We start from the raw sequence: 16,123 nt of genomic DNA, 5'->3' as shown, positions 1-16,123 counted from the left end.
AGGCCGCCTTGAACGCCTCGATGCTGTCGTCCTTCACGTGCACGTTGCAGATCATGGTGATCGCCATGGTTGAGCCTTTCGTCTGAGTCGGGTTGGTCACTTCTCCCCGATCCTTCCAGGAAGAATGGCGAATGTGACAGCCGACGACCCGGTCGAATCATGGACGCGTGCGCTGGCGCGCGGTCTCGGACGCCCGGGCGGCGGCCCGATCGAGGTTCGGCACACCGCCTCGGCGGCCACGCTGCTGTTCCTCGACGACCTGGCGGTCAAGCTGCACGCCCCACGCACCGACCCGGAGGCTCTCGCCCTCCGGCTCCAGGTCGCCGCCGACACCGAGCAGTTCGTCCGGCCACTCACCACCAGCCCCCTCACCGCACCCGACGGGCGCCCGGCGAGCGTCTGGCCACACGTCGAGGTCGCCGATCCGGACGCCGAAGACCAGCCCTGGGCGCAGTCCGGCGCCCTACTGGCGGGCCTGCACCGCACACCACCTCCGCGCCGACTACCCGCCCACGGCTGGCAACAACGCCTCACCCGAGCAATCCACCGAGCGCCGGGCGAACTGCGCGAGCTCGGCGTCCGGCTCAGCCGCGAAACCGACCAGCCGGAAGCCCGGGAATCCCTGCTGCACGGCGACTGGCACCTGGGCCAACTCGGACGCGGCCCCGACGGCTGGCGGCTGCTCGACATCGACGACCTGGGCGTCGGCGACCCGGCCTGGGATCTGGCCCGCCCGGCCGGGTTCTGGGCCTGCGGCCTGCTCGACGACGACTCCTGGCACACCTTCCTGGACGCCTACCGCGACGCCGGCGGCCCGGCCGTTCCGGCAGCCGGAGATCCGTGGCCGAGCCTCGATCTGCCGGCCCGCTGCGCGGTCTTCGTGGCCGCCGTCCGCGCCGTCCGCTCCGACGTCGACGGCCACAGCCGACGCACAGCGGAAACACTGCTTTCTGCTTGTCGACGCATGGCAGAGTAAAAGCATGTCCTCGCCGACCGACCCGATGCCCCGCTACGAGCCGTACGCTCCCGGTGGCAATGCTCCCGCCGGTTTCACCTGCCCCAAATGCGCGGGCAGCATGCGCACCGTTGACCGCAACGGCATCCACATCGAACAGTGCCTGAACTGCCGCGGTGTCTTCCTCGACTTCGGCGAGTTGGAGAACATCACCCAGCTGGAGGCCCGTTTCGTGGCCTCACCACCGCCGAATCCTGGCTACGGCTACGGACCCGAGTGGGGCCACCGCGGCGGCAAGCGGTACCGCCGCCAGGGCCTGGGCGGCCTGTTCTTCTCCAGCTGACAAGCGAATCGGCTCGTCCCCGACGAGCACGTATCAGCGCGCGCGGATCGCGCACCTGTGGGGTGTCCACACATCACAGGGGGTCGCATGTCTCGCTCGCACCGGCTGCTTGCCGCCGTCCTCGGTCTCGGCCTCGGACTCTCCACCACCTGCCTGGCGCCGCCGCGGGCCCAGGCCGCACCCAACTGCGCAGCCGGTGAGGGGGTCGCCGGCGATCTGAACGGCGACGGCCTGGCGGACGTCGTGATCGGCGTCCCGGCCTACGACAACGAGCGCGGCGCCGTCGACATCCTGTTCAGCGACGGCGAGCGCCGCCTGTTGAAGGCGTCCGATCTGGGTCTGCCCTCCAGCAAGGGTGACCGGTTCGGCCAATCGGTGGCCCTCGGTGACGTGAACGACGACGGCTGCGCCGATCTGGCCATCGGGGCACCCGGCCGCTCGTCCAGCAAGGGCGCCGCCCATCTGGTCAAGGGCAGCGCCGGCAACACCCTGACGCTGATGACCAGCTTCACCGGCAGCGCGGCCCACGGCAGCTTCGGCGCCCAGGTGCTGCTGCTCACCCCGCAGAAGCAGACCGCGTCCGGACTGGTGAACGCCGGCCAGCAGCTGGTGGTGTCGGCACCGACCGCTGACGACGGCAAGAAGTGGGAGGCCGGACGCGTCGAGGTGCTGCCGCTGACCAAAGGCTTCGCGCTGACCGGTTCACGCACGGTGATCACCCAGAACTCGCCCGGCATTCCGGGTAGCTCCGAGAACGGCGACCGGTTCGGCACGGCATTGGCCGGTCAGGGCCGGACGATCGTGATCGGCACCCCGAACGAGGCCGTCGGCAAGCGGACCGACGCCGGTTCGGTGACCCTGCTGTCGGCGACCGCCGCCAAGCCGACGACGTTCCGCGGCGTCGCCGTCACCCAGAACTCCCCGGGTGTCCCCGGCACCGCCGAGAACGACGACCTGTTCGGCGCCGCGGTGGCCTTCCGGGACAACTACGTGCTCGTCGGCGCCCCCGGCGAGAAGATCGGGTCCGCCTACTTCGCCGGCCAGGTGCATGTGCTGAACTTCAACCCGGTCACCCGGAAGTTCCGCTCGCTGCGCGCCGTCCATCAGAACAGCGCCGGCATTCCCGGCAGCAACCACACCGGTGACTGGTTCGGCTCATCGGTCGCGCTCGGCGTCAACACCCTCGACCAGCTCACCGCCATCGTGGGCATCCCCGGCAAGTCGGTGGACAAGCAGTTCAACGCCGGCGCCGTGCTGATGTTCCGGGCCAACCGCACCGGCGGTGCGGTCAAGGTGTTCCGTCAGGGCAAGGACGGCATCGTCGGCAAGCCTGAGCCCCGGGACGGTTTCGGCTCAGCCGTCGGCGTGCTCAACGGCAACCTCAACGACGGTGAAGCGATGCGCGACGGGGTGGTGATCGGCGCCCCCGAGGAAGACATCGGCAGCGCCGAGGACGCCGGCTCGGTGACCTACTCGCGCACCTTGACCAGCTGGTGGTCGCTGGTGCTGGAGGACACCGGCTCCGCCACTCCTCCGGCCGACACCCTGTTCGGCGAGACCGTGGCAACTGCCGCCGCGGCCTGACCAAAATCCCGGGCCGGATCCGCTCACCTGTCCCTTGAGCGGATTCGGCCCGTCCCTCGTGTTAGCGTCCCTCTATGGCAAGACGGGGTGCGGCGTTGGCGGTGATGCTGGCGGCCCTGCTCGCCGGTTGCGGCGGGCCGGGTTCCGATCCGGATCCGACGGGTTCGGCGGGCAGCCCGCCGCCGAGCGTGCAAGCGCCCCCGGTGAAGGGCACCGTCCGCACCAACAAGACCACACCGCTGTCGCTGCGCGCCCAGCCCACCACGCAGAGCAAGCGACTGGCCCGGATCAAGCACAAGACCGTGATCACGCTGCGCTGCAAGACGGTCGGCGCCACGGTCAGCAACGGCTCCCGGGCCTCCAACGTGTGGAACAAGGTCACCTGGAAGAAGAAGACCGGCTACGTCTCCACCGTCTTCGTCGACGGGGGCGATTCGGCGGCGCTCTCGGTCTGCCAGGAGGCGGCGCCCACGCCGTCCACGACACCCCCGAAGCCGCCCGACGTCGAGCAGCTCATCGTCGCCAAAGCCCGTAGCCAGGCCGGTGTCGGCGAACGCAAGGGGAAGCCGAAGGACTGCACCCCCTACGGCGCCTGCATGCCGTGGGACGCGCTGTTCGCCACCTGGGTGTGGAACAAGTCGGGCGATGTCGTCCCGAAGTTCTCGTTCAGCGGCGACCTGTACACCTGGGGCCAGAAGCACAACCGCTCCCATCCGGGTGTGGACGGGGTCGGCGTCGGTGACCTGGTGCTGTCCGGCACCGGCCCGCAAAGCCCCAAGACCTCAACCCGCGTCGACATTGTGACCGAGGTGCTGGCCGACGGAACGCTGCGGGTGATCGGCGGAAACGTGAAGAACAAGGTCACCGAGCGGATCATTCCGGCCAAGGGCATCTACGGCTGGGTCGACGCCTAACCCTCGAAGCCAGCCCTCGCCTGTTCGCAGCACCCCGCACTACACTCCCTCTGCGGCCGGCCCTCGCCCGGTCGCCGGACGGGAGCACCGATGCGGTTCGACTTCGCGCCCTCGGGCGAGTCCACGATCGGGGTCGAGTGGGAACTCGCCCTGGTGGACGCCGCCACGCTCACCCTGGTGCCGCGCGCCCAGCAGGTGCTGGACGCCGTGGACGACCCGAAGTCCGGGCCGATCCGCCGCGAGTATCTGACCGACATGATCGAACTGGTTACCGGCGTCCATCACCGGGTCGACGAGGCGATGGGCGACCTGACCGAGAGCATGGAACGGGTGCAGCAGATCCTCGGCGCCGACACCCGGCTGCTCGGCGCCGGCGCGCACCCGATCGACAAGGCCGCCGATTCCGAACCGTTCGACTTCTGGCGCTACAACGTCGTGAAGGAGCGCAACGCCTACTGGGGCCGGCAGATGGCGATCTTCGGCACCCACATCCACGTCGGCATCGACCATCGCGACAAGGCACTCCCGATCACTTACGGGCTGGCCCGGTTCTCGCCGTACTTCATCGCGCTGTCGGCGTCCTCACCGTTCTGGGAGGGCGAGGACAGCGGTTACGCCTCGCAGCGCACGATGATCTTCCAGCAGCTGCCGACCAACGGCCTGCCCTACCCGATGGACAGTTGGGAGGAATTCGAGCACTACGCGACCGAACTGGAGGACGCCGGGATGATCTCGGCACCCAACGAGATCCGCTGGGACGTCCGGCCCTCGACCTTCGGCACCGTGGAGAACCGGGTGCTCGACTCGGTGCCCACCTTCGCCGAGCTGGGTGCGCTGACCGCGTTCACCCAATGCCTGGTCGAGTACATGTCGCGCGAGCTGGACGACGGCCGGGCCATCGCCCGGCTGCCGGTGTGGTTCATGAAGGAGAACAAGTGGCGGGCTGCTCGCTACGGCCTGGACACCGACGTGATCACACCGCGGGTGAAGGACAAGCTGCGGTCGATCCGTGAGGGCATCGAGGACTGGCTGAACCGCCTGGAGCCGATCGCCGCGGAACTCGGCTGCCCCGATGAGTTGCGTTTCGTCGCCGAACTGATGGCCACCGGACCCAGCTATCTGCGGCAGCGCGCGGCCGGCGACCCGGCGGCCGCGTTGCGGCAACTGGTGGACGAGACCGGCGCCGCCGCGCCCGCACGGCTACCCTTCTCGGCGTGAAACCGTTCGTGCTGCTGGCCACCCGCGACCATGACAAGGCGGCCGGCGACGAATACGAGTCGGTCCGCCAGCACGCCGGCCTCTCGCCGGAGGAACTGATCCAGATCCGGGTCGAGTCGGGCCCACTGCCCGAGCTGCGGCTCGACGACTACTCCGGGGTGTTCCTGGGCGGCGGCCCGTTCAATGTCTCGGACGCCGAGAAGTCCGACCTGCAGCTGCGGGTCGAGGCCGACCTGCGCACCGTGCTCGACCAGATCGTCGATGCCGACTTCCCGTTCCTGGGCATGTGTTACGGCATCGGGACGGTCACCGTCCACCTCGGCGGAACGGTCGACCGGACCTACGGCGAAGGCCTCGGCGCGATCGAGGTGACGCTCACCCCACAGGCCGCCGACGATCCACTGCTGGCCGGTCTCCCCGCGACGTTCCAGGCGTTCGTGGGGCACAAGGAGGCCTGCAACGGGGCGCCTCCCGGCGTCACCCTGCTGGCCACCGGCACCGCCTGCCCGGTGCAGATGTACCGGCACGGCCGCAATGTCTACGTCACCCAGTTCCATCCCGAGTTGGACGTCGCGTCGCTGGAGCAGCGGATGGCGATCTACCGCAACGCCGGCTACTTCCACCCCGACGACTTCGAGATCCTGATCGAGATGGCCCGCAAGTCCGGGGTGGACGAGCATCCGCACCGGCTGCTGCGCAATTTCGTCACCCGCTACGCCCGGGACTGAGCTAGTCGACCACCAGGTCGGCGTACTCCGGGTGCCGCTTGACGAAGATCGCCACGAACGGGCAGCTGGCCCGGATCTTCCACTGCCCTGCTGAGCGCACCTGATCGAGGGCGCCGCTGACCAGCGTGGTGCCGAGACCTCGTCCGTTGAACCGCGGCTGCACTTCGGTGTGGTCGAAATCGGCGACCCCGTTGGAGAGGTGATAGTGCGCGAACCCGGCCAGCTCGCCGTCCGCGCGGATCTCGAAACGATGCTTGCGTTCGTTGTGCTCGACGGTGTCGCTCACTGAGTCCCCTTCCCCCGATGGGGTGAAAACTACCGGCTGCGTCAGGAACTGTCAGCGGCACCGGGAACAATCGACGCGGGATGAGGTTAGGTAGGAGCAATGATCCGCTTCGACAACGTCAGCAAGTCGTATCCGGACGGCACCGAGGCCGTCCGTGACTTCAGCTTGCAGGCACCCAGCGGGCAGACGACCGTCCTGGTCGGTTCGTCGGGCTGCGGCAAGACCACCCTGCTGCGCATGGTGAACCGGATGGTCGACCCGACCTCGGGCTCGGTGTGGATCGACGACGACAACGTGGCCGACATCGCGCCGGTGCCGCTGCGCCGCCGGATCGGCTACGTGATGCAGAACGCCGGCCTGCTGCCGCACCGCAAGGTGATCGACAACATCGCCACGGTGCCGCTGCTGAACGGAACGCCCAAGGCCGAGGCGCACCGCCGGGCCCTGGAGTTGATGGAACTGGTCGGGCTCGAAACGTCGATGGCGAACCGGTACCCCGATCAGCTCTCCGGCGGGCAGCAGCAGCGGGTCGGGGTGGCCCGCGGGCTGGCAGCCGACCCCAACATCCTGCTGATGGACGAGCCGTTCGGCGCCGTCGATCCCCTGGTCAGGGCCGATCTGCAGACCGAGTTGCTGCGCATCCAGCGGGAACTGCACAAGACCATCGTCTTCGTCACCCACGACATCGCCGAGGCACTCGCCCTGGGCGACCAGATCGTGATCCTGGCCAAAGGCGCCCGCGTCGCGCAGGCCGGCAGCCCCCAGCAGGTGGTCGCCGAGCCGGCCGACGAGTTCGTCGCCGACTTCCTCGGGCTGGGCCGCGGCGGCCTCGACCTGCACCTGCGCGAGACCCCCGGCGGCACGCTGGTGGTCGACGGCCACGGACGCCCCGCCGGCCGGCTGGCCGACCCCCCGCGAGCGGAGAGCTGAGATGGGCTGGGTGCTGGCGAACCTGGAACTGATCGGTTCTCGGACCGTGTCACATCTGCTGCTCGCCGTGCCCGCCATCGTGCTGTCCTTCGTGCTGGCCCTGCCGCTGGGCTGGTTCGCGGCCACCCACCAGTGGTCGAGGGCCACCCTGCTGACCGCCGCCGGGCTGCTCTACGCCATTCCGTCACTGCCGCTGTTCGTGGTGCTGCCCACGATCCTCGGGTTCGGCGTCCGCGATGCCGCGAACGTGATCGTGGCACTCACCCTGTACGGCCTGGCGCTGATGGTGCGCTCGGCCGCGGACGCGCTGGCCTCGGTCGGTGCGCCGGTACGGCTGTCGTCCACCGCACTCGGCTACTCGGCCGCCGGCCGGTTCTGGCAGGTCGAGCTGCCACTGGCCGGACCGGTGCTGTTGGCCGGGCTGCGGGTGGTCGCGGTCAGCACGATCAGCCTGGTCACCGTCAGTTCGCTGCTCGGCGTGGACAACCTGGGCCTGCTGTTCGTGGACGGCTTCCAGCGCGGCATCCTGGCCGAGGTGCTCACCGGCATCATCGCCACCGTCGTGCTTGCGCTGGTGATCGACGCTCTGCTGGTGCTGCTCGGCCGGGCACTGATGCCGTGGACGCGGGCGGCGCGCCGATGAACTACTTCACCGAGGCGATCGCCTGGATTCTCGACCCGGCCAACGCCGAGGGCAGCGGCGGAGTGTGGGCACGCTCGGCCGAGCACCTGTGGTACACCCTGCTGGCGGTGCTGCTGGCCAGCGTCATCGCGATCCCGCTGGGCTACCTGGTCGGGCACACCGGCCGCGGGCGCGGACTGGTGGTGGCCTCCACCGGGGCTGCCCGGGCGTTGCCCACGCTGGGCGTGGTGACGTTGGTGGGCCTGATCCTCGGCATCGGGCTGGTGGCGCCCCTGGTGGCGCTGGTGCTGCTGGCGGTGCCGTCCGTGCTGGCCGGCGCCTACGCCGGCATCGAGGCGATCGACCCGCGCACCATCGACGCCGCCCGGGCGATGGGCATGTCGGACTGGCAGCTGCTCACCCGGGTGGAGATCCCGCTGGGGCTGCCGCTGCTGCTCGGCGGGGTCCGCTCGGCGACGCTGCAGGTGGTCGCCACGGCGACCCTCGCCGCCTACGTCGGCGCCGGCGGCCTGGGCAGATTCCTGTTCCTCGGCCTGAAGACCCAGGACTATCCGCAGATGCTCGCCTCCGCCCTGCTGGTGGTGCTGATCGCCCTGATCCTGGAAGCCCTGTTCGAGATCGCCGAGCGGGTCACCGCTCGCCGGCTGCACGTCGTCTGACCCCGAAACCGAGATCCGACCGAAAGGAAACCCATGAAGACCCGCATCGCCGCCCTGGTGGCGGCTGGAGCGTTGGCGTTGACCGCCTGCTCGTCGTCGAATCCACTCGGCTCGCCCAGCGCCCCGGCGCCGTCCGCCTCCGCCGGCGGCACCCTGATCGTCGGCTCGCAGCAGTACTACTCCAACGAGATCATCGCCGAGCTGTACGCCCAGTCGCTTGAGGCCAAGGGCTTCACGATCACCCGGCAGTACCAGATCGGCCAGCGTGAGGTGTACCTGCCCGAGCTGCAGGCGGGCAAGATCGACGTCTTCCCCGAGTACTCCGGCAACCTGCTGCAGTACCTGGACAAGAAGGCCACCGCCAGCACCGGCGAAGAGGTGCTGGCCGCGCTGCCGGCGGCACTCGGCCAGGGTCTGCGGCCGCTGACCGCGGCGTCGGCCACCGATCAGGACTCCTACAACGTCACCGCCGACTTCGCCAAGGCCAACTCGCTGACCAGCATCGCCGACCTGGCGAAGCTGAACCGCACGATCAAGGTGTGCGGCAACTCCGAGCTGGCCAAACGTCCTTACGGCCCGACCGGGCTCAAATCCGCCTACGGGGTCGACGCCGAAGTGGTGCCGGTGGAAGATTCCGGCGGCCCGCTCACCATCAAGGCGCTGGAGGACGGCAAGTGCGACACCGCCGACATCTACTCCGCTGATCCGTCGATCGCCAGCAACAACCTGACCACGCTGAGCGATCCGAAGAGCCTGGTGCTGCCGCAGAACGTGGTGCCGATCGTGTCCGCCAAGGTGAACGAGGCCGCTGCCGCAGCGATCGACGCGGTCGACGCCAAGCTGAGCACCGAGGAGCTGGTGCAGCTCAACGCGCTCAGCGTCACCAAGCAGCAGTCGTCCGCGGTGATCGCCAAGGCTTGGCTGACCAGCAAGGGCTTGCTCGGCTGACCCAGTCGCTGGTCAGCCGGGAAGGAGCTTGCAGAACGAGGCGTAATGGTCGGAGGTGTAGAACCACACCTCCGGTTCGGCGCCCGCTCGCGCCTGGCCGCCGGTGATCAGCCGCCGCGGTCCGGGGAACCGGACGCCGGGCGCACGCACCGTGTATTCCCGGTAGTAGCCACGCGGTTCGGCGGGCAGCAGGCCCTCCCGGTTGGCGAACGTGCCGCTGTCGTCCTGGGGTCGTAGGTAGGGCCCGCCGTTGCGTACCGCCGCGACAGTGACCGCCACCTCTTTCGGCACGTCCCGGCACGCGGGCAGGCCGGAGGAGGCCGGTGAGCTGGTCCGTGGGCTCGGCGTCCGGGTCGTGCGCGCGGAGGGCGAGACCGAGACGGGTGAGACCGAGGGCGCCGTCGTGGTGCGGCCCCCGTCGCTGTTCCACCACTGCAGCCCGGCCAGCACCAGCACCACCAGCAGGCCGAGAACAACCAGCGGACGCCGCAGGTCCGGACGGCGCCCCGGGGCCGGCCCGCTCACTGGTCGAAGATGCCGTCCAGCCGCGCCCGGCGTCCGGGTGACTGCTCGTCGATGCCCCGGCGCACCACCAGCACGTCACAGGTGGCGTGCTCGACGACCTGGTCGGAGACCGAGCCCATCAGCAGCCCCTTGAAGCCACCGGCGCCGCGAGTGCCGACGACCAGGATGCGGGCACCCTGAGAGGCCTTCAGCAGTTCCCGTCCGGGTGGACCGTGCGGCGTCTCCAGGGTCACCTCGACCTCGGGGAACTCGGCGAGCAGCGCCGCGACGTCGCGTTCCAGCCGCTCGCGAACCGCGGCCTCGAAGTCGTCGGCGGGCGGCACGTAGCCCGGCGACCAGCTGGCCGGCCGCGGTGCCGTGCTGATCGACCAGGCCCGGACGATCCGCACCGGTGCCTGCAATTGATGGCCCAACCACAACGCCCGATGCGTGGCGAGCCTGGCGAAATCCGAACCGTCGTTGCCGACGATGATGGGCAATGGCGCTTCCATGCATCGACTCTAGTGGCCAGCCAGGGCGGGGCGGGCTGGCTTCGGGCTTGATCGACGTGGTCAAGTGGAACCATGAGCGATCGACCAATCACCCCTGCGATCCCCACCCCTGTCATCGACGTGCAGGACTTCCGGATGGCCTTCGGCGATCAGGTCGTCATCGACGATCTGAGCTTCGACGTCCGTGCCGGCGAGACGTTCGGGCTGCTGGGCTCCAACGGCTCGGGCAAGACCACCACGATCCGCGCGTTGCTGGGCATCTACCAACCGACGGCGGGCAGCCTGCTGGTGGAGGGCCGCCGCTTCGATCCGGCGCAGGGTTCCCGGCTCGGCTACCTGCCGGAGGAACGCGGCCTGTACCGCAAGGAGTCGGTGATCGACGTGATGGTGTATTTCGGACGGCTCAAGGGCCTCAGCCGCGATCAGGCGGACGCCTGGTCGCGGACCTTCCTGGAACGGGTCGGGCTGCAGCACCACGCCAAGGTCAGGCTGGACAAGCTGTCCGGCGGCCAGCAGCAGAAGGTGCAACTGGGCGTCACGATCATGAATGCCCCGAGCATCCTGATCCTCGACGAGCCGACCAAGGGTTTCGACCCGGTCAATCGTCGGCTGCTGATGGATCTGGTCGACGAGCAGCGTGCCCAGGGCTCGACGGTGATCATGGTCACCCACCAGATGGACGAGGTGGAGCGCCTGTGCGACCGCATCCTGCTGCTCAAGGACGGCCGGGCCGAGGCCTACGGCACGGTCGCCGAGGTGCAGGATGCCTTCGGCGGCCGTCGGATGCGGCTCTCGTTCAGCGGCGTGCTTCCGGACTCGGCGCACTACCGGGTGGCGGTCAGCGAACGCAACTACGCCGAGCTGGAGCTGCCCGAGGGCACCGACACCGGCACCGTGTTGCGCGAACTGCTGGACGCCGGCGTCCAGCTGCGTGACTTCTCCACCGCGCGGGTGTCGCTGGAGGAGATCTTCCTGAAGGTGTACGGCGACGAGGCGGTGGCGGCATGAGCGACGGACGCGCCCCCGGGCGGCACAACCTGGGCACGGTGATCTCGTTCGAGTTCCGCCGCACCGTGACGAAGCCGCGGTTCTGGCTCATCTCGCTGTCGGTGCCGCTGCTCATCGCGGTCGTCGTCGGGCTGATCGCGCTCAGCGGCCAGACCACTGCGCAGCGCGTCGAGAGCCAGGACTCGGCCTCGGTCACCTTCACCTACACCGACGCCTCCGGGCTGATCGACCCGGCGGTGGCCAAGGCCGCCGGCGGCACCCCGGTCAGCGACGCGACAGCCGCCCGCGAGGCCGTGGCGGCCGGCACCTCGCAATGCCACATCGACTATCCGAAGGATCCGCTCAGCCAGCCGATCGACGTCCAGGGCCAGGATCTGGGGCTGTTCGACTCCAGCCGCTACAACGCCGTTGCCGCAGCGGTGTTCCAGGCGTCCATCGAGAAGAAGATCGGCGATCCGACGCTGGCCAAGCTGGCCATCCATCCGCCCGACGTGCAGTTGGTCACCTATGCCGACGGAGCGCCGACCGCGGGCATCGCCGGGGTCATCGCACCCGGCATCTTCCTGGTGCTCTTCTACATGGCGGTGCTGATGCTGGGCAACCAGATGCTCAACGTCACTTTGGAGGAGAAGGAGAACCGGGTCACCGAGATGATCCTGACCACGATGAACCCGACCACGCTGATCGTCGGCAAGGTGCTGGCACTGGTGGGTATCGGGATCGTCCAGGGCCTGGTGGTCGGCATTCCGGCGAGCATCGTCTTCGGCCTGTTCAGCAGCAGCCTCGGGTTGGCCGAACCCTCGGCGGGCGTGCCGATGCTGGGATCGTTCCCGATCAACGCCGGTTCGATGGCGATCGGCTTTCTGCTCTTCCTGTTCAGCTTCCTGATGTTCACCGGGCTGCTGGTCGCCATCGGTGCGGTGATGCCCAGCGCGAAGGAGGCCGGCAACACCTTCGGCATCGTGGTGATGTCGATGTTCATTCCGCTCTACGCGGCATCGCTGCTGGTCTCGGACCCGCACGGGGTGGTGTCGCAGATCTTCACCTTCTTCCCGCTCACTGCTCCGGTGTCGGCGCTGCTGCGCAACGCGACCGGCGGCCTCTACTGGTGGGAGGCGCTGATCTCGCTGGCCATCCTGGCGGTCTGCGGTTGGGCGTTCCTGATCCTGGGTGTCCGGCTGTTCCGGACGGGGTCGATCAGCTACGGCAGCCGAGTGAAGATCGGTCGGGCTCTGGGTTGGAGGCCGGGGCGGTAGCATGCTCTCGACTTCCGTCTAGCGCATGCGGACGTCCTCCGCTACCCTTACGCTCGGCGCTTTATTGCGTCCTAGAACGTTTCGACCGCAAGTCTTGCGGTCGAAGAGGTAACCGAGCGGAGGATTTCGCATGACAGACCGTCGAGGACTGAGCTCCACGCAGCAGCAGGCAATCGAGCAGACCGAGACCTGGGGTGCCCACAACTACCTGCCGCTGCCGGTCGTCATCGAATCCGGCTCGGGCGCCTGGCTGACCGACATCGACGGCAACCGCTACCTCGACTTCCTCTCCGCCTACTCGGCGGTCAATTTCGGGCACTGCCATCCGGCTTTGACCAAGGTCGCCGCCGAGCAGCTGCAGAAGGTGACCATCACCTCCCGCGCGGTGTTCTCCGCCACCTACGGGCCGTTCATCCAGGCCCTGGCCGAGTTGTGCGGCAAAGAGATGGTGCTGCCGATGAACACCGGCGTCGAGGCCGTCGAGTCGGCGATCAAGCTGGCCCGCAAGTGGGGTTACGAGACCAAGGGCGTCGAGGAGCGGCACGCCAACATCATCGTGATGGCCAACAACTTCCACGGCCGCACCACCACGGTGATCTCGTTCAGCAATGACGAGACCGCCCGCCGCAACTTCGGCCCGTTCACCCCCGGCTTCCGGACGGTGCCCTACGGCGACATCCACGCCATCGCCGACGAGATCGACGCCAACACCGTCGCCGTCCTGGCCGAGCCGATCCAGGGCGAGGCCGGCGTGATCGTGCCGCCGAAGAGCTTCCTGCCGGCGCTGCGCAAGCTGTGCACCGAGCGGAACATCCTGTTCATCGCCGACGAGATCCAGTCCGGACTGGGTCGCACCGGCACCACCTTCGCCTGCGACCACAGCGGGGTCGTGCCCGACCTCTACATCCTCGGCAAGGCGCTCGGCGGCGGCATCATGCCGGTCTCGGCGGTGGTCGGCAACCGCGACGTCCTGGGCCTGCTGCATCCGGGCCAGCACGGCTCCACCTTCGGCGGCAACCCGCTGGCCGCGGCGGTCGGGCTGGCCGCGATCGAGATCCTGCGCACCGGCGAACTGCAGCAGCGCTCCGCCGAGCTCGGCGCCCACCTGCACTCCCGGCTGAAGGGCCTGATCGGCCACGGGGTGGACGCCGTCCGCGGCAAGGGCCTGTGGGCCGGCGTCGACATCGACCCGTACCTGGGCAGCGCCCGATCGATCTGCTACCGGCTGCTGAACCGTGGTGTGATCGCCAAGGACACCCACACCAAGACCATCCGGCTGGCGCCGCCGCTGGTCATCGAGCGGGAAGAACTCGACCAGGCGATCGACGCGTTGATCGACGCCCTGGCCGAGGCCCGCGCCGAGAAGGGCTGAGCGCCGAAGGGCCGGGCCCGCACGGCTACTGCAGGATCGCCATCAACCGGGTGACGTTCTCCTTGTAGCGCTGCAGGCGCGGCCTGGCCGCCCACTCCTGCGCGGTCAGTTCCCGGCAGATGCCTCGGTAGCCGTCGGCGACGCGCTGCAGGTCGGCGACGAACTCCGGGGCCGTTCCCAGCAGCGAGATCTCATAGTCGAGGCCGAACGAGCGGTAGTCCATGTTCGACGAACCGATCACCCCGGCCACGTCGTCGACGGTGAAGAACTTCGCGTGCAGCACGGTCGGCTTCGGATAGAGGTAGATCCGGACGCCGGCCTCGAGCAGCGCCTCGTAGTACGACGCCTGGGCGTTGTGCACGACGAACTGGTCCGCCTCCTCGGAGACGAACAACTCGACGTCGACCCCGCGGTAGGCGGCGGTGGTCACCGCCTCGAGCAGCGAGTCCTCGGGCACGAAGTACGGGCTGGTGATCGAGAGCCGGTGCTGGGCCCGGTGGATCAGTGCGGTGAACAGCCGCAGGTTCGGCATCGTCCGGTAGCCCGGCCCCGAGGGCACCAGCTGCATCGGCTGTCCGCCCGGATCGGCCCCGGGCTGTCGGACGTGCTCGGCCAGTGACTCACCGGTCTCGGTCAGCCAGTCCAGCGCGAAGACGGCCTCGATGGAGGCCACTACCGGACCGGTCAGCTTGATGTTCAGGTCGAGCCAGTGCCGTCCGATCTTGAGGTTGGCCGGCATCAGGTAGCTGGAGTCGATCATGTTCTGCGACCCCATGAACGCCACCTCGCTGTCGACCACCAGCAGCTTGCGGTGGTTGCGCAGGTCGGGGCGGCGCCAGCGTCCATGGAGTGGCTTGATCGGCATCATCTGGTGCCACTCGATGCCGTGGGCGTCCATCCACGCGTTCATCGCTTTGAAGCCGGGGTATTTGCGCGACCCGATGTGGTCGTAGAGCACCCGCACCTTCACGCCGCGCCGGACGGCGTCCGCCATCGCGTCGAAGAACTCCTCGGTCGCGTGGTCGCGGGCCATGGCGTACATCTCCACGTTGACCCGGCTGCTGGCGTCGCGGACCGCGGCGGACATCGCCGCGAGCGAGGCGGCGTAGTCGCCGTACAGTCCGTGACTGGTGCCGGCCAGCATCGGTATCGAGGTGAGGTGCCGGTTGAGTCGCGCCAGCCCGGCCAAGCCGTCCGGCAACCGGCCGGCCTCGGGCACGTCGGGCAGCGCCGCCGCGCGGCTGGTGATCATCTTGTCGCCGCGCTCCTGCACCAGCTGGCGCCGTCCGCGAACGAACGGACTGCCGATCAGCAGGAAGATCACCAGCCCCAGCACCGGTGTGATGATGATCAGCAGGAGCCAGCCGAGCGACGACGACGGGCGCCGGTTGTGCGGAATGGTGGCCACCGCGACAACCTTGATCGCCAGGTCGATGATCGCCATGGTGATGCCGAACCATCCAGCCCACTCCGTCATGTGTCCTCCTGACTTTGGAGGACTGGCCCCTCCGTCGTTGGGAGGATAGTGGCCACCGAGGCGTGCGTCAGGGACGCCGGCGCCGGACGAGCAGGGTGCCGGCGGCGGCGGCCAGCAGGACGGCCAGGATCGCCAGGCCCGGAAGCAGCCAGTTCGGCGCTTCGGCGATCCGCGCCGGCGGCTGCGTGGGCGTCCTCTGGGACGGGTCAGCCGACGGCGCCACGGCACCGGGTCGGGCTCCAGCGCCGAGCGCCTTGACGTCCAGTCTCATCGGGGCGGCGCACAGACTGGTTTCCAGGGCGTCCACCGCGCCGCTGGCGAACACGGTGACCTTGCCCGCCAGACGGATGCCGCAACTGGGCTCACCGGCGGGCGAGGAGACCACCACCTGTTCGGGCAACTGGCCCTTGTAGACCCGGTTCACCCGGATCTGGTAGCGAACCGGGTCACCGCTGCCGAGGCTGCTCGGTTCTGCCGTCGAGATCACCTCGCCGCCGAAGACCACGGACGCGGCGCCGACCGCCTCGGTCGTGGTGTAACCGACGCAAGAGCAGGCGCAGGCCACCGGGGCCGGGGCCGCGGCCACCCCACTGACCGCGAGGACGGCGATGACCAGTAGACGCAGCAACGCTCGCATAACCGAACAACGCGACAACCGGTCCCGGCGTTGCACCTGCTGAAGAAAGTCGTAGTGGCCGGGCGCAGCCCGGGCCGAACCCACCCGCCCACAAGCCCCCCGCCCCGCGGGCCCCCCCCACCGGGGGCCCGGGGGGGGGCGGGGGGCGG

At 69.1% G+C, this 16,123-nt stretch carries 18 protein-coding genes; 13 read left to right on the top strand and 5 right to left on the bottom strand.

Features of this window, described 5'->3' with window-relative positions; genetic code table 11:
• Window positions 1–133: 133 nt before the first annotated feature.
• From Q0066_RS13055 to Q0066_RS13030, 6 genes are all read left to right on the top strand, one after another.
• Complete coding sequence (locus Q0066_RS13055; RefSeq protein WP_298133567.1) at window positions 134–976, top strand: hypothetical protein; 843 nt, start codon at window positions 134–136, stop codon at window positions 974–976.
• A gap of 4 nt (window positions 977–980) precedes the next feature.
• Window positions 981–1,298: a zf-TFIIB domain-containing protein gene (locus Q0066_RS13050; protein WP_298133565.1), complete on the top strand. Its 318-nt coding sequence runs from the start codon at window positions 981–983 to the stop codon at window positions 1,296–1,298.
• Between the two features lie 87 nt (window positions 1,299–1,385).
• Complete coding sequence (locus tag Q0066_RS13045; RefSeq protein WP_298133563.1) at window positions 1,386–2,882, top strand: FG-GAP repeat protein; 1,497 nt, start codon at window positions 1,386–1,388, stop codon at window positions 2,880–2,882.
• A gap of 74 nt (window positions 2,883–2,956) precedes the next feature.
• Window positions 2,957–3,796, top strand: coding sequence for a hypothetical protein (locus Q0066_RS13040; protein ID WP_298133561.1), 840 nt, complete (start codon window positions 2,957–2,959; stop codon window positions 3,794–3,796).
• 90 nt (window positions 3,797–3,886) lie between these two features.
• Window positions 3,887–5,014 (top strand): YbdK family carboxylate-amine ligase, encoded by a 1,128-nt coding sequence (locus Q0066_RS13035; RefSeq protein WP_298133559.1) that lies wholly within the window; start codon window positions 3,887–3,889, stop codon window positions 5,012–5,014.
• Window positions 5,011–5,742, top strand: coding sequence for a glutamine amidotransferase (locus Q0066_RS13030; RefSeq protein ID WP_298133557.1), 732 nt, complete (start codon window positions 5,011–5,013; stop codon window positions 5,740–5,742). Before Q0066_RS13035 ends, Q0066_RS13030 begins: the two co-directional genes overlap by 4 nt.
• A 1-nt stretch (window position 5,743) precedes the next feature.
• Here Q0066_RS13030 and Q0066_RS13025 read toward each other — a convergent pair whose 3' ends face one another.
• Entirely contained in the window at window positions 5,744–6,028 is a 285-nt protein-coding gene (locus Q0066_RS13025) for a GNAT family N-acetyltransferase (RefSeq protein WP_298133555.1), read from the bottom strand.
• A 99-nt stretch (window positions 6,029–6,127) separates the two neighbouring features.
• Between Q0066_RS13025 and Q0066_RS13020 the strand changes: the two genes are divergently transcribed.
• The 4 genes from Q0066_RS13020 to Q0066_RS13005 are packed head-to-tail and all read left to right on the top strand — an operon-like array spanning window position 6,128 to window position 9,208.
• Window positions 6,128–6,958 carry an ATP-binding cassette domain-containing protein gene (locus Q0066_RS13020; protein ID WP_298133553.1) on the top strand — a complete coding sequence of 277 codons (831 nt, stop codon included), beginning with the start codon at window positions 6,128–6,130 and terminating at the stop codon, window positions 6,956–6,958.
• A 1-nt stretch (window position 6,959) separates the two neighbouring features.
• On the top strand, window positions 6,960–7,601 hold the full coding sequence (locus Q0066_RS13015; protein WP_298133551.1) for an ABC transporter permease subunit: 642 nt from the start codon (window positions 6,960–6,962) through the stop codon (window positions 7,599–7,601).
• Window positions 7,577–8,260 (top strand): ABC transporter permease, encoded by a 684-nt coding sequence (locus Q0066_RS13010; protein WP_298133549.1) that lies wholly within the window; start codon window positions 7,577–7,579, stop codon window positions 8,258–8,260. The genes Q0066_RS13015 and Q0066_RS13010 overlap by 25 nt, the downstream gene beginning before the upstream one ends.
• A 33-nt stretch (window positions 8,261–8,293) precedes the next feature.
• Window positions 8,294–9,208 (top strand): ABC transporter substrate-binding protein, encoded by a 915-nt coding sequence (locus tag Q0066_RS13005; protein ID WP_298133547.1) that lies wholly within the window; start codon window positions 8,294–8,296, stop codon window positions 9,206–9,208.
• A 12-nt stretch (window positions 9,209–9,220) separates the two neighbouring features.
• Here Q0066_RS13005 and Q0066_RS13000 read toward each other — a convergent pair whose 3' ends face one another.
• Together Q0066_RS13000 and Q0066_RS12995 are read right to left on the bottom strand one after the other, a co-directional pair.
• On the bottom strand, window positions 9,221–9,733 hold the full coding sequence (locus Q0066_RS13000) for a ribonuclease domain-containing protein (RefSeq protein WP_298133545.1): 513 nt from the start codon (window positions 9,731–9,733) through the stop codon (window positions 9,221–9,223).
• Entirely contained in the window at window positions 9,730–10,224 is a 495-nt protein-coding gene (locus Q0066_RS12995) for a universal stress protein (RefSeq protein WP_298133543.1), read from the bottom strand. The genes Q0066_RS13000 and Q0066_RS12995 overlap by 4 nt, the downstream gene beginning before the upstream one ends.
• Window positions 10,225–10,296: 72 nt before the next feature.
• Here Q0066_RS12995 and Q0066_RS12990 point away from each other — a divergent pair, with 72 nt between their 5' ends.
• The 3 genes from Q0066_RS12990 to rocD all read left to right on the top strand — a co-directional run bounded on the left by Q0066_RS12990 (window position 10,297) and on the right by rocD (window position 13,860).
• Entirely contained in the window at window positions 10,297–11,232 is a 936-nt protein-coding gene (locus tag Q0066_RS12990) for an ATP-binding cassette domain-containing protein (protein ID WP_298133541.1), read from the top strand.
• Window positions 11,229–12,488, top strand: a complete 1,260-nt coding sequence (locus Q0066_RS12985; protein ID WP_298133539.1) for an ABC transporter permease — start codon at window positions 11,229–11,231, stop codon at window positions 12,486–12,488. The genes Q0066_RS12990 and Q0066_RS12985 overlap by 4 nt, the downstream gene beginning before the upstream one ends.
• A 130-nt stretch (window positions 12,489–12,618) precedes the next feature.
• Window positions 12,619–13,860, top strand: coding sequence for an ornithine--oxo-acid transaminase (gene rocD, locus Q0066_RS12980; RefSeq protein ID WP_298133537.1), 1,242 nt, complete (start codon window positions 12,619–12,621; stop codon window positions 13,858–13,860).
• 25 nt (window positions 13,861–13,885) lie between these two features.
• Here the strand turns inward: rocD and Q0066_RS12975 are convergent, their stop codons facing one another.
• Both Q0066_RS12975 and Q0066_RS12970 read right to left on the bottom strand, forming a co-directional pair.
• Window positions 13,886–15,337 carry a phospholipase D-like domain-containing protein gene (locus tag Q0066_RS12975; protein ID WP_298133535.1) on the bottom strand — a complete coding sequence of 484 codons (1,452 nt, stop codon included), beginning with the start codon at window positions 15,335–15,337 and terminating at the stop codon, window positions 13,886–13,888.
• A gap of 67 nt (window positions 15,338–15,404) precedes the next feature.
• The gene (locus tag Q0066_RS12970) at window positions 15,405–15,974 is read right to left on the bottom strand and encodes a hypothetical protein (protein ID WP_298133533.1); all 570 of its coding nucleotides are present in this window, start codon (window positions 15,972–15,974) and stop codon (window positions 15,405–15,407) included.
• Window positions 15,975–16,123 lie beyond the last annotated feature (149 nt).

Source organism: Micropruina sp., assembly GCF_027492755.1.
GTDB lineage: Bacteria > Actinomycetota > Actinomycetes > Propionibacteriales > Propionibacteriaceae > Micropruina.
Note: the sequence above shows the minus strand (reverse complement) of the source record. Positions and strands in the feature narration are given on the sequence as shown.

Bases quoted from the DNA above. Each gene is read 5' to 3' on its own strand.
- Q0066_RS13050 (WP_298133565.1), top strand. From the start codon at position 981: ATGTCCTCGCCGACCGACCCGATGCCCCGCTACGAGCCGTACGCTCCC.
- Q0066_RS13045 (WP_298133563.1), top strand. From the start codon at position 1,386: ATGTCTCGCTCGCACCGGCTGCTTGCCGCCGTCCTCGGTCTCGGCCTC.
- Q0066_RS13040 (WP_298133561.1), top strand. From the start codon at position 2,957: ATGGCAAGACGGGGTGCGGCGTTGGCGGTGATGCTGGCGGCCCTGCTC.
- Q0066_RS13035 (WP_298133559.1), top strand. From the start codon at position 3,887: ATGCGGTTCGACTTCGCGCCCTCGGGCGAGTCCACGATCGGGGTCGAG.
- Q0066_RS13020 (WP_298133553.1), top strand. From the start codon at position 6,128: ATGATCCGCTTCGACAACGTCAGCAAGTCGTATCCGGACGGCACCGAG.
- Q0066_RS13015 (WP_298133551.1), top strand. From the start codon at position 6,960: ATGGGCTGGGTGCTGGCGAACCTGGAACTGATCGGTTCTCGGACCGTG.
- Q0066_RS13005 (WP_298133547.1), top strand. From the start codon at position 8,294: ATGAAGACCCGCATCGCCGCCCTGGTGGCGGCTGGAGCGTTGGCGTTG.
- Q0066_RS12995 (WP_298133543.1), bottom strand. From the start codon at position 10,224: ATGGAAGCGCCATTGCCCATCATCGTCGGCAACGACGGTTCGGATTTC.
- Q0066_RS12990 (WP_298133541.1), top strand. From the start codon at position 10,297: ATGAGCGATCGACCAATCACCCCTGCGATCCCCACCCCTGTCATCGAC.
- Q0066_RS12985 (WP_298133539.1), top strand. From the start codon at position 11,229: ATGAGCGACGGACGCGCCCCCGGGCGGCACAACCTGGGCACGGTGATC.
- rocD (WP_298133537.1), top strand. From the start codon at position 12,619: ATGACAGACCGTCGAGGACTGAGCTCCACGCAGCAGCAGGCAATCGAG.
- Q0066_RS12975 (WP_298133535.1), bottom strand. From the start codon at position 15,337: ATGACGGAGTGGGCTGGATGGTTCGGCATCACCATGGCGATCATCGAC.
- Q0066_RS12970 (WP_298133533.1), bottom strand. From the start codon at position 15,974: ATGCGAGCGTTGCTGCGTCTACTGGTCATCGCCGTCCTCGCGGTCAGT.